Here is a 12,208-nt window from a genome sequence, read left to right as displayed (position 1 = left end):
GTAGGATCGCGCCATTCCAATGCTCCGTCCCCAAATCACTGCTATCAGGGAATCAGAACAAGCCGGTCAATGCAAACCCGCGACTCCGATTAAGGAAAAACCGCTCTAGAATGTAGGCGCCGGTTCCGCCCAGTCCGGCGATGCCTATCCGCTGACCCACGATCTTGCCGTTGACCGCCCCTATACCGGCGCGGCTCGTGGCCGTGTCTACATACCTGAAGACGTAGGTTTCATCGTCCGCAGGGATAGCCGGGTATCTCATTCTTGCTCGTCCCCATCCGCGAGCATGCTTTTTTTGAGCAGACGGTTTTCCAGTGTCAGATCAGCGACGCATGCCTTCAACGCGCTGGCCTCCCGGCGCAAATCCTTGACCTCGTCGCTGGTGGCAGCACGAGCGGTGTCACCCGCCAATCGGCGCCTGCCGGCCTCCATGAACTCCTTGGACCAGGTGTAATACAAGCTCTGCGCGATCCCTTCCTTGCGGCACAGCTCGGCGATGCTGTCTTCGCCGCGCAGCCCGTCCAGCACGATCCGGATCTTGTCTTCCGCTGAATAATGCCGCCGGGTCGCCCGGCGAATGTCCTTTACCACCTGCTCGACAGGCTTTTTAGTATTTGAGGATTTAGGGCTCATCTTGGTTCCTTCGTCGTGACGACGAGACCAAAACCCTCCTTAATTCACAACCTCAATTCTGGGACAGAGGTGCTGACGGGGAACAGTCTGGGGCACGATCATTGGCGTGCTCATTCTTGGCGTCGGCGTATCCGGAATCCAGCAGCTTGGTGGAGTTTTTTTCGTCGAGCCGCTGTTCAATGGCTTTACGCTGATCGTGTCCATCGGCATCGCGGGTTTCGCGCAACGCCGTCGCGCCGGTGCGCGGCTGCGTCCGGCAGCCGATGCGAAAGGATCGTAGCGAATACCTTAAGATTGCAACGTTCAAGGGAGTGGTTGTGTCGCAACCTGGGAACTTGGATGCGGAAGAGGAAGGCTGGTGACGGGGGCTCACGAGGCCAGCCGGTGACGGCACCATGGTTGAAGCAGCGATGGCCGATACAAGGGGGCATATGGCAACCACCCTGAGCCGATAGATGAACGTTCAGCAACTGTGCCCACCACGCCCTACGGCGTGACCAAAATTGCGATAGAGCATTTCGGCCGCGTCTATAACGAGCTCTATGGACTGCAAGTGATGGCGTTGCGCTTTACGGAGGTCTACGGCCCAGGAAACCGCATGCCCGAAATCCTGCGCGACATCATCAAGACAGTGCTGCGTGGTGAGGCTTTCTCGATGGCGTCCGGTGCCGATCATCTGTTTCATTTCATCCACGCGGAGGATGTCGCGCGCGCCGCCATCCTGGCCGCCACCATCGATGGTCCGAAAGGCACCGTTTTCAACATCTTCGGCGACCGCTGCTGGAAGCTTTCGGAAGCGGTCGACCTTTTGCGCCGACTCTGCCCAATGCCGATGTTTCGATCGGCCCCGGCTATTGTCTTCTCGACCGACAGGGACCATGGGATCAGTCTGCGGCGGTTCGTGAACACAATTACGCGCCAAAATACTCACTGGAAGATGGCCTTGCCCGTTACGTGGAATGGCTTCGCATGAACGAATACTGATTGGCACACGGTGTAGGCTTCGGAAGGAAAAACATGCAGCCCAGTGGTCTCGAAGTGATTGACGCTCGATTCGCCCTGCCTGTGGGAGCATCACGACGGTGAGTGATTATCTCATTCCTGTGGTGCCGCTGACGCGAGAGGCATTCCTGCCTTTCGGCGACGTCATTGACGACACCGGCACAACCGTCTTTTCCACGAATGACGACACCGCCCTGCGCATTCATGAACTCGGCATCGCTGACTGCCAGGCCGAAGGCGGACGAACCTTGTTTAGTATCTTCCGCATGAAGCAGCCGTCCTTGCCCGACGCCATCAGGCTCATGGAGAGGCATCCTCTCTCCAGCCAGGCATTCATGCCGCTTGGTATCGTGCGTTTCATCGCTCTCGTCGCCCGGCCGGGCACGCAGCCCCAAGCAAGCGGCCTGCACGCTTTTGTCACGAATGGACGGCAAGGGGTGAACTATCACAGGGGCACCTGGCATCATCCACTGATCGCACTCGATCCCGGCGATTTTCTCGTCGTCGATCGCGCGGGGCCGGGCGTGGCATTCACCCAGGATTACGATGAAGCTCCACTGGCCGGAGCGCCTTGCCTAGCTTTGGATGCCGCGTGGGCTCCTCTGCCCCAGAATTGAAATAGGAGGGGAAACTACGATGATCCCCAACCCCATCCAATGGCCGAACGGCGCGAAATGCGCTTGCTCCCTGACCTTCGACATGGACGCCGACAGCCTTATACACGTCAAACACCCCAGCGACGGCAACCGGCGAGTCTCGGCGATTTCGATGTTGCGCTACGGCCCACTGGTCGGCGTGCCCCGCATCGTGGAAACCTATCGCCGGATCGGCATCAGGCAGACGTTCTTTGTTCCCGCTTGGTGCATAGAGCAATATCCGCAGGCGGTTGAGACCATCCTCAAGGGCGACCATCACAGCTATATACACGAGAACCCACTACAGCAGACCGAGGCGGACGAGGCTCATTGGCTCGATGTCGGCATGGAGGTGATCAAGCGTACGACCGGCAAGGCGCCGCGCGGATGGCGCGCACCGCTCTACAATTTCTCCAACTACTCGCTGGATCTGCTCTTGGATCGAGGTTTCCGCTACGACGCGTCATTGATGGGTGCGGATATTCCCTATGTCATCAAGAGCCGTCGCGACGGTAAGGAATTGATCGAAATGCCAGCCACTGGGGTCTTGATGACTGGCCGCAATATGTGCAGTCTTTCGATCTCAACTACATGATGCCAGTTCGCAGCGCCCGAAATGGCTTTGATCTGTATCTGCGCGAATTCGAGGCTGCCTATGAATATGGTGCGCTTTGGGTGCCGGTGCTTCACCCCTTCGTCACCGGCCGGCTGGCTCGCTGGCATGTCTTCGCTGAGTTCCTGGAGAAGGTAGTGGCCCGAGGCGACGTCTGGTTCGCACCGATGGAAGAAATTGCCGAATTCATCCGCGGCGAGATCGATGGCGGCCGCCATCAGCCGATTACCGAAACCATTCCGCAGTACGAAAACCCCATGGGTCGAGTTCTGCCGAAACGCTGAGACGATCTTGCAAGGTTGGTGTCGAATTGTCGTCATTGCGTTTCCATGTACCCGGAGAGGCAGATATCTGCCCCACTATCGAGCGTATTTTGCTGGGCGGCTATACCGGCAGGCAGGAGGCGGATGTCAACGCGCATGTCGCCGAAATGCAGGGGTTGGGCGTGCCCGTCCCACCATCCCTTCCCGTCTTTTATAATGTCATGCCCTGCCTGCTGACTCAGGGGCGGTCCGTGAATATCGTTGGTCCTGATACGCGTCCCGAGGTCGAGTTCGCCTTGTTCGGGTTTAAGGGAAAACGGTTCGTGACGGTTGGTAACGATCAGTTTGACCTAATCATCGAGAGGCAGTTCTCACCCGAAAAATCAAAAACCTGTGCCAGAAGATGATCGCTACAACCGCATGGCCCTTGGATGAGGTGCTAAGCCACTGGGACCATCTGTGCCTCGAACTTCGGTGCCGGGACGAAATCCTGCAGAGCTCTTCCGTCGACTCCATCCTTGAACCCGTCCGACTGCTTGAAAGAGCGCGGCGCGACTGCCGGTTCGATGAGCAAACAGGTATGCTATTTTCCGGGACGATACCTAGCATCGGGACCGTCGATGCCAGCATGACCGACTTTTCCATCGCACCTCAGCTCGGGTCCTCGAAAGAGAAAATCCGTTGCGATTTGAGGTTGGTCGACATTACTGCCTCGGCCTCCCGGCTTAATGGTTCTTGTAGCCGAAGGCGCGAACCGCGATGTCGCGCTGTTGTGGCTTTCCATCCCCGACCACCTTGGCCTTCGAGAACTTCACCGTCCAACGCGCATCCCGGCCCTTCTGGTGTTGATTTCCATTAGGAACTGACCCACTGCCGGGTCAGTTCCTAATGGAAATCAACACTTCTGGCCCCTCGCCCGCGCTGGCACAAGGTCAATCCCAACCTGGATTCAAGCACGGACATCTTGCTAATGAGCGGTGCTGATGCCGGCCCGCGCCTGTGCCGTCGAAAAGCCGTTGCAATCCACGGTGAGGCAAAAAAGCCGCAGCAAATTTATGTCGATACCATCCAATGAGAAAATCAGTGGAGTGCGGCCGGCCAAGTTCTACGCCTTTTCCTGATCTCGTTTCATTTAGGCGGCCTGTGGTTTGCTCTCATGCGCCTTGTTCAGGTCATCGAGGAAAGCGCGGACGGCCCGCAATTCCGTCGTGCCGACGCGATGAGCGACTTCGAATTCCGAATGGAAAGTATAGCGGTCGCAGGGGATTTCACATATCTCGCCACGCTCGACCCAGTCGCGGGCATAGTGACCCGGCAGGTGGCCGATGAACGCACCGGAGCGGATCATGACTAGGGTCGCTTCCATGTCGTAGGCGGTGGCGGTTGCCTTGAGTTCGCTGACGACGCCTTCATGGCGCTTGCCCAGATAGCCGCGCCGCACATAGTCCGCAGTGCGCACGAATTCAGCCGAAGTCTGTTTGGAAGTCAGGCCGAAAAGACCGTGACTGTGTCCGCAGTAAAGCGAATGCTTTTCGCGCAGCAGCGGCGCGTAGATCAATCCCGGTACATGGTGGTAAAACGCCGAAATTCCGACTTGCAGCTTTCCTTCGAGAAGTTTGCGCTCGATCGTGTCGGGATCGTTGACGTGAAGCGTGATGTGGAGTTCGTTGTCTCGAGACACGAACAGCGAGAAGACTTCGTGCAGACGCAGTTCCGAGTTCGTTATGGTCGAATCGGCGATGCCGACGCCGAAATCGCCGACAAGTTTACCGCGCAGTTCACCGACCTCGGTGCGAAAGAGGTTGATTGCCTCTTCGAGCTTTTCTGCCGCGTGCCATATGCGTTGTCCGTTGCTGGTGAGCTTAAAGCCGGTCCGGCCGCGATCGCAAAGCCGCATTCCAAGCCGAGATTCAAGCGTTGACATGGAAGTGCTGATCGTGGCGGCACTGACATTGAGCTCAGCCTGCGCTTCAGAAAAGCCGCCGCTTTCCACAACCTTCGCAAAGACACGCAGAAGCTTGATGTCGTGGGGGTCGAGTTGGGGAACTCGTGCTAACGCCATACGTCGTCACCTCAATTCAGAGGAAAATGAAAGGCTGTTACATTCAAATTATCTGAATTGGCGACACAAGCAAGCGAGGACGGACGACCTCTCACAAGGCCTTCGGGGCGGAGCGGTCTAAACCCTCCCGTCACACGGCAATGGCACCGGACAGTGCCGGCTTGCATGGCGGTCGATGGTTCCAGAGCATCGGACCGAAAAGTGGAATCCGGTTTTCGGATCATTCCGATGCTCAATCAAAGTGTTAGATCGTCCTTTGTGCGTCCGAAAGGACACACGGCGATCTAGGTCACCCTTCAAAAGGTCGGCGCGCGCGGTCCTTGAAGCCCGCCATCGATCAGCAGAGCGGCCTTTTCTATGTCCATGGCCATGAAGCGATCCACCGTCCAGAAAGGGATTTCGGTCCGGACATGCCGATGCAGCGCTTCCATGACTGAGCTTGACAGTGCCGGGCGGCGAAGATCGAGCCCTTGCGCCGCTGCGAGCAGTTCGATTGCCAGGATCGCGCGCAGGTTTTCGGCCATGTCGCCCAGCCGTCGCGCGGCATGGGTGGCCATGCTGACATAGTCTTCCAGATTGGCCGCCGTCGGAATGCTGTCGGTACTGATGGCATTGGCCAGGAACTTGTTCTCGCTGGCAAGCGCCGCCGCTGTCACCTGGGCGGTCATGAAGCCGGAATTGATCCCGCCTTGCGCGACCAGGAAGGGCGGCAGGCCGCTCATCGCCGCATCGACCAGGAATGCCGTGCGCCGTTCGGACATCGACCCGATTTCAGCGAAGCACATCGCCATCGTATCGGCGGCCATGCCGATGGGCTGTGCATGGAAATTGCCGCCGTACAGGATGTCTCCGGTTTCGACGTCGATCAGGGGATTGTCGGACACGCCATTGGCTTCAGCTTCGAGAACCGCGCCGGCGCTGCGCATCTGATCGAGCACGGCGCCCATGACCTGCGGCAGGCATCGCAGGCAATAGGGATCCTGGACCCGCCGGACAGGCCGGTCGTGCTGCAACGCGCTGCCGGACAACAGCGCGCTAAGGTGTGTCGCAACCTCCTGCTGGCCTTTCTGGTTGCGTAGTTTGTGAATCCTGGCGTCAAAGGCTCCCATGCCGCCGCTGCCGGCTTCAACGGAAAGCGCGCCGATCGAAAGCGATGCCGAAAACAGATGATCGAGCAGGAAAAGCCCTTCCAGGGCCAGGGCCGTGGAGACCTGTGTGCCGTTGACGAGGGCAAGGCCCTCCTTCGGCGCCAAGGAAAATGGCTGGGCGCCTTCTTGCTGGAGCGCGGAAGCCGCGGTCTTGCGCACGCCACGATGAAAGACATCACCTTCGCCGAGCAGTGCCGCGCCGATATGGGCCAGTGGTGCGAGATCGCCGGAGGCACCTACGGAACCTTTCGACGGCACGACAGGGGTGATTTGGGCGTTCAGCAGGAACAGCAGCGCCCGTGCGAGATCCTCGGTGACGCCGGACGCGCCCGCCGCGATGGTCGCCAACTTGAGCACGATGGCGCGCCGCACCGCTGGTTCCGCCAGGGGCGTTCCGGTGCCGGCCGCGTTGGACAGCACCAGCCGCCGCTGCAACTCGCCCAGCGCCTCGTCGTCGATGCGCTGGGCGGAAAGCGGTCCAAATCCGGTATTGACGCCATAGATCATCGCGCCGTCGCGGACGAGCGCGTCAAGGCAGGCATGGGCGCGACGGATGTTTCCCCAGCCGCGATCGGAGAGCAGAACCTGGGTTTGCCCGCGCAAGGCCCGCAAGTCATCGAGCTTCAGAGCGCCAGGCTCAATCACAAAGTCCATCGATCCTCACAAATTTTAGAGTCATCCATGCGCGATGGCTAGAGCACGATGACTTTTTGTTGAACCGTCACTGTGCCCTAACTTCTTGTTGGAGCATGATCTTTTTCCGAAAACCGCCACACACTTTTCGGGATCATGCTCTAGCCGACACCGATCCGCAGGACAACCTTGCCGGTGGAGCGGCGACTTTCCAGAAACGCCTGTGCCCGTGCCGCGTCGTCCAATTCGAACTCGGCCGCGATCGGCATGTCGAAGCGCCCTTCCGCCAAGGCGGCCATGACATGCCTGACGCCGCGACGCCACTGGCGCGAGCCCGGAGCGGCATGCATCAGTTCGAACCCGGCCATCGAGGTGGAACGTCTATAAAGGGTTTTTCGTATGGGAAAGTCTGGCTCGCCCGCCGCTTCGCCGATGTTTATCAGCCGGCCGAAGGGCCGCAATACGTCAAAACTTCGTTCCAGGATATCGGCGCCGAGCGAATCGATGACGAGGTCGACACCCTTGCCGCCGGTCTTGTGCAGAACGTGCTCGACAAAATCCTCGCTATCGCGCGCGATCACCATTTCAGCGCCGAACGACATGGCCTGGGCTATCTTGTCGGCGGTGCCGACCGTGCCGTATACTGTCGCGCCCGCATCGCGGGCCAGCTGCGCCAACGCCAGCCCGACGGAGCCCGAAACGGAATGAACCAGAACTGCTTCGCCGGGGCGAATCTTGTGTGCGGTATGCAGCAGGTGGAAAGCGGTAAGTGCGGCGATCGGAATGACGGCGGCCTGACGCAGATCGAAAGCCGCAGGAAGCGGAATCACCAGTTCGGCCGCCACCACAAGCTTTTCGGCAAATGCCCGCAGCATGTCGATGCCGCTGATGAGCGCGACCGGCTGGCCGGGCTCAAGACCGGAAACGCCCTTGCCCACCGCCTCGACAAGGCCTGACGCTTCGGCACCCAAAAAGAGCGGATAGGTCATCGGATCGGGATAGGTGCCTTGCCGTTTTTGAATGTCGCCCCAGTTGCAGGCGGCGTAGACAACCTGCACCAGAACCTGACCTGGGCCGGCGCGAGGCTCCTCGATCTCGGCGATCGAGATGTTTTCCAGCCCACCCGGCAAATTCACGCAAACAGCTCGCATCCGCCCGTCCCGCATAAGCGGAACCTCCGCATGGCGGGTGAAGGGTCACAGCTTGCGCGGCCCATGTACATCAGAAATTGCCAAAGCTTGGTTTTGCTATTGCTTGTTCAAACGCGCATTCTTTCGGCTAGGCTTCCAGTCCACTTTCCTAACCGGAGGCGAAACGGACGAAGTGGGTATCATTCTCGCAGATGCATGGCTGATTACGATGAATGAACGTCGCGACGTTCTGGAGGCGGCCAGCGTCTATGTCGAAGGCGCGTTCATCGCGGCGATCGGGGTCAAGGAGCAGCTTTGCCGGGCGCATCCAAACGCCGAAGTCGTCGACTGCAGCGGGCGGATCGTCATGCCGGGTATGGTCAACACGCACACGCACCTGTTCCAGACGCTGCTCAAGGGCCTGGGCGACGACATGGTGTTGAAGAAATGGTTCACCTGCATGACCCTGCCGGCGGCATGCGAGCTGACCAGTGACGACAGCTATGTCGCTGCCCTGCATGGCTGCGTCGAGTCGCTGCGTTCGGGCGTGACCACGCTCATCGACTTCCAGTACATCAATTCACGCCCCGGCATGACGGAGAACGTGATCCGGGCATTCGAGGAAACGGGCATACGCGGCTTCGTCTGCCGGGGATTTCTGAGTGCGGGGCAGGAATTCGGCGTGCCCGCGCATCTGATCGAGGATTCGGGCGTCGCGGTCGAACATGCACGCAGCCTCATACGCCGGCATAACCACCCCGAAGCGCGCGTCAAGGTGGGGCTCGCGCCCTGCATGATCTGGACCGTCGAGGCGGAAGGGTTCCGACGCGTGCGTCAGGTCGCCACGGAAGAAGGCGCGCTCATCACCACGCATGTCGCCGAAACGGGTTTCGAGATCGAGCGGGCCTATGCGCAATATGCCTGCACCGACGCCGAAATGTTGAGCGAGATCGGGTTTCTCGGCCCGGACGTGCTGGCGGTTCACTGCGTTCAATGCAACGGCCATGATTTGCGCGTGCTGCGTCATCACGATGTCAAGGTTTCGCACAATCCGTGCAGCAATCTGTATCTCGCATCCGGCGTGGCGCCGGTTCCCGAGATGCTCATGGCGGGCATCACCGTCGGGCTCGCGTCCGACGGTCCGGCCAGCAGCAACAATCACAGCCTGTTCCAGGCACTCAAGTTTGCGGCTCTGGTGCCGAAGGGAATGGCGCGTGACGCCACCATCGTGACGGCTGAGAAAGTGCTGGAGATGGCCACCATCGACGGCGCCCGGGCAGTAGGCTTGGAACACGAGATCGGCTCGATCGAGGTCGGCAAGCGCGCCGACCTTGTCGCCATCGACTACGAAAACGCCTTCATGACGCCAATCCATAATCCGGTTTCGGCGATCGTCTACTCAGCCCTAGGGCATGAAGTCACGGACGTCATGGTGGACGGGGTATTTTGCATGCGCGACGGCGCCGTGAGAACGGTAGATGAGCATGCGGTTCGCCGCAGCGCACAAGAGGCCGCCGACGATCTGGCCGTTCGGTCCGGCGTCGATCGCTTCAAGCGCCGGCCGTGGCGCTCATTCGCGGTCTGAGCATTTAGAAGCGTTATCTGGAAGGAGAAACCGACGTGAACGACAGCGTGATGATGGCGGAGTTGAGTTGGCCCGAATTCGCCGAAAAGGTGAAGCAGCAGGCGATCGCGTTCTTGCCTATCGGGGCCACGGAACAACATGGTCCGCATATGGGTCTAGGCGTGGACGTCGTCTTGCCGAGCGCGATTTGCGATCGTGTCGCGCGCAGCGTTGGCGGTATCGTGGCACCTGCGATTCCTTATGGCTACAAGTCGCAGCCGCGATCGGGCGGCGGCGAAACGTTCCCCGGTACGATCAGCCTAGATGCCAACACGTTGACCCTTGTCGTGCGTGATGTCATTCGCGGACTTGGCGCTCACGGCATCCGGCGCGTGGTTGTCTGCTGCGGCCATTTCGAAAATGTGTGGGCAGCAATAGAAGGCATCGATCTCGCCCTTCGGGAACTGAAGCGCGATGGCATCGAGGACATGACCGTCTTGCGTCTGGAATACTGGGACTTCGTGCGCCGAGAAACGCTCGACCGCCTGTTTCCCGAAGGTTTTCCCGGAACCGAACTGGAGCACGCCTCCCTGCTCGAGACGTCGCTCATGCTGCTGGTCCGGCCCGATATAGTCGACATGTCGAAGGTTCCCTCCGATGGGCCGGCGAGGGTTCCGCTCTATGACCGCTATCCGGCGTCGGCAGGGTTCATTCCGCCTTCGGGCGTCCTGGCGCGCGCCGAGCGCGCTTCGGCGGAACAGGGCCAGTGGCTGATGGATGACCATGTTGAACTTGTCGCCAAGGGCGTGCGCGAAGGGTTCGGCCTCTAGGAAGTCGAACCGCCGACCCAACATTAAATTCAGGAGATTGCAGCCATGTCCAAACTGACGGTTCCACCGCGCGGAATATTCCAGACTTTCATGAACTTCCCGTTTTCCGATGACCTCGACGCGCTCAAGGCTGACGTCGCCATCATCGGGATGCCGTACGGTGTCCCATACGCCATCGACGAATTGATCAACGACCAGACAAATGCGCCGACGGCGATCCGGCGGGCATCCAGGCGCCTTGTCCAGAACCTCGACAGACATGATTTCGACATCGGGGGGCCGGTCTTCGACGGCAAGGACATCAAGGTGGTGGATATCGGCGACATCCCCGGCGACGCCAATCGGCTTGCCGATCACTATGCAAAAGCCGAAGCGGTGGTGCGCAAGGTCATCGCCGCCGGTGCGGTGCCGATTTCGCTTGGCGGCGACCACGGCATTCCCATCCCGATCTTTCGCGCTCTCGATGACCAGGGGCCGATCACGCTGATCCATGTTGATGCCCATCTCGACTGGCGCCAGGACGTCAATGGTGTGACCGAGGGCTATTCCAGCACCATCCGGCGTGCCTCCGAAATGGCTCACATCGGCAAAATCTTCCAGTTTGGCGTCCGAGGCTCCGGCAGTGCCCGCCCGATCGAGATCGAGGATGCCCGTGCCTACGGCGCTACCATCGTCACGAATGCCGAATGGGAGGATATGGGAACGGCGGCCTTGCTGGCGCTCATTCCTGATGGCGGGCGCTACTACATCACCATCGATGCCGATGGCTTCGACCCTTCGGTGATGCCGGCGGTTGCCTTGCCACAGCCCGGCGGCGTGACCTATCGCCAGGCCATCGACCTCGTCAAAGGCCTGACCAGAAAGGGGCATATCGTCGGCATGGATTTCGTCGAGATCACGCCGGCCAGCGACCTGAACGAGATCAGCAGCATCACGGCGGGGCACATCATCCTGAACCTGATCGGGGCATGTGTCCGCAGCGGTCAGTTCGACCGGAAATAGCGTCCGGAATGTCGCATTGGAGGCTGCCCGACGGGGCAAGGCAAGGTCGAGCCGCAAGGATTTTTTCCAGGCTCGACCTTGCCTGCTTATCTAGCCGACATTCGCACCCGCCATGACGCACAAAAGCTCGAACAGAAGCGTGGCACCGGTTAGCGCGGTAACGCCCGAAGGATCGAGTGGCGGCGAGACCTCGACCAGATCGGCGCCGATGATGTCGACGCCGGCCAGCGCGCGGACCATTGTCTGGGCCTCGCGCGTCGTGATGCCGCCGATTTCGGGGGTTCCGGTACCCGGCGCAAAAGACGGATCGAGCGCGTCGATGTCGAAGGAGACATAGGTCGGAGCCGTGCCGACGATCGAGCGTGCCTCGGCCATCACCGCGTCCAGGCCACGCTCCATGAATTCCTCGATGAAGATGATGCGGATGCCGGCCTCGCGGGCGAAATCGTAGTTCTCCCCATCGGAGATCGCGCCTCGGATGCCGATCTGGACCATGCGCTTCGGATCGAGCAGGCCCTCCTCGACGGCGCGGCGAAACGGGGTGCCGTGGTTGTAGCGGTTACCGAAGAACTCATCATAGGTATCGGAATGGGCGTCGAAGTGGATGAGGCCCGCCGGCTCCTTGGCGATGCCGCGCAGGATGGGCAGCGTGATCAGATGATCGCCGCCGACAACCAGCGGCCGGGCACCTGC

At 60.0% G+C, this 12,208-nt stretch carries 11 protein-coding genes and 4 pseudogenes; 10 read left to right on the top strand and 5 right to left on the bottom strand.

All coding sequences use genetic code 11. The features are described 5' to 3' along the window. Nucleotides 1-247: 247 nt before the first annotated feature. Nucleotides 248-633: pseudogene (locus ACX3P1_RS26890) on the bottom strand (transposase); the annotation flags it as partial. A 76-nt stretch (nt 634-709) separates the two neighbouring features. On the opposite strand from ACX3P1_RS26890, the pseudogene ACX3P1_RS26885 reads away from it, so the two are divergent. The 7 genes and pseudogenes from ACX3P1_RS26885 to ACX3P1_RS26855 all read left to right on the top strand — a co-directional run. Then, nucleotides 710-913: pseudogene (locus ACX3P1_RS26885) on the top strand (ABC transporter permease); the annotation flags it as partial. A gap of 159 nt (nt 914-1,072) precedes the next feature. Continuing rightward, nucleotides 1,073-1,606, top strand: a pseudogene (locus ACX3P1_RS26880) (NAD-dependent epimerase/dehydratase family protein); the annotation flags it as partial. A gap of 109 nt (nt 1,607-1,715) precedes the next feature. After that, a complete protein-coding gene (locus ACX3P1_RS26875) occupies nt 1,716-2,252 on the top strand; it encodes an ureidoglycolate lyase (RefSeq protein WP_459082680.1) in 537 nt (178 codons plus the stop codon). Nucleotides 2,253-2,334: 82 nt separating this feature from the next. Then, nucleotides 2,335-2,865, top strand: coding sequence for a polysaccharide deacetylase family protein (locus tag ACX3P1_RS26870; protein ID WP_459082678.1), 531 nt, complete (start codon nt 2,335-2,337; stop codon nt 2,863-2,865). Beyond that, entirely contained in the window at nt 2,862-3,167 is a 306-nt protein-coding gene (locus ACX3P1_RS26865; RefSeq protein ID WP_459082676.1) for a hypothetical protein, read from the top strand. The genes ACX3P1_RS26870 and ACX3P1_RS26865 overlap by 4 nt, the downstream gene beginning before the upstream one ends. Nucleotides 3,168-3,193: 26 nt before the next feature. Further along, complete coding sequence (locus tag ACX3P1_RS26860; RefSeq protein WP_459082674.1) at nt 3,194-3,553, top strand: DUF2848 family protein; 360 nt, start codon at nt 3,194-3,196, stop codon at nt 3,551-3,553. Next, nucleotides 3,550-3,768 (top strand): annotated as a pseudogene (locus tag ACX3P1_RS26855) (DUF2848 family protein); the annotation flags it as partial. The gene ACX3P1_RS26860 and the pseudogene ACX3P1_RS26855, both read left to right, overlap by 4 nt. Before the next feature lie 510 nt (nt 3,769-4,278). Here the strand turns inward: ACX3P1_RS26855 and ACX3P1_RS26850 are convergent. From ACX3P1_RS26850 to ACX3P1_RS26840, 3 genes are all read right to left on the bottom strand, one after another. Then, nucleotides 4,279-5,208 carry a LysR family transcriptional regulator gene (locus ACX3P1_RS26850; RefSeq protein WP_459082672.1) on the bottom strand — a complete coding sequence of 310 codons (930 nt, stop codon included), beginning with the start codon at nt 5,206-5,208 and terminating at the stop codon, nt 4,279-4,281. Between the two features lie 296 nt (nt 5,209-5,504). Next, on the bottom strand, nt 5,505-7,010 hold the full coding sequence (gene hutH, locus ACX3P1_RS26845; RefSeq protein WP_459082670.1) for a histidine ammonia-lyase: 1,506 nt from the start codon (nt 7,008-7,010) through the stop codon (nt 5,505-5,507). A gap of 140 nt (nt 7,011-7,150) precedes the next feature. Further along, entirely contained in the window at nt 7,151-8,140 is a 990-nt protein-coding gene (locus ACX3P1_RS26840) for a quinone oxidoreductase family protein (protein WP_459082668.1), read from the bottom strand. 208 nt (nt 8,141-8,348) lie between these two features. Here ACX3P1_RS26840 and ACX3P1_RS26835 point away from each other — a divergent pair, with 208 nt between their 5' ends. The 3 genes from ACX3P1_RS26835 to ACX3P1_RS26825 are packed head-to-tail and all read left to right on the top strand — an operon-like array spanning nt 8,349 to nt 11,515. Continuing rightward, the gene (locus ACX3P1_RS26835) at nt 8,349-9,704 is read left to right on the top strand and encodes an amidohydrolase family protein (RefSeq protein WP_459082666.1); all 1,356 of its coding nucleotides are present in this window, start codon (nt 8,349-8,351) and stop codon (nt 9,702-9,704) included. A gap of 35 nt (nt 9,705-9,739) precedes the next feature. After that, nucleotides 9,740-10,513: a creatininase gene (locus ACX3P1_RS26830; protein ID WP_459082664.1), complete on the top strand. Its 774-nt coding sequence runs from the start codon at nt 9,740-9,742 to the stop codon at nt 10,511-10,513. Nucleotides 10,514-10,558: 45 nt separating this feature from the next. After that, nucleotides 10,559-11,515: an agmatinase gene (locus ACX3P1_RS26825; protein ID WP_459082662.1), complete on the top strand. Its 957-nt coding sequence runs from the start codon at nt 10,559-10,561 to the stop codon at nt 11,513-11,515. 90 nt (nt 11,516-11,605) lie between these two features. Here the strand turns inward: ACX3P1_RS26825 and ACX3P1_RS26820 are convergent. Next, on the bottom strand, nt 11,606-12,208 hold a 603-nt coding region (locus ACX3P1_RS26820; RefSeq protein WP_459082658.1), incomplete at its 5' end, for an arginase family protein.

Source organism: Mesorhizobium sp. A623 (assembly GCF_054489405.1).
The sequence above is the reverse complement of the archived record's forward strand: the minus strand, read 5'-3'. Positions and strand labels throughout refer to the sequence as shown.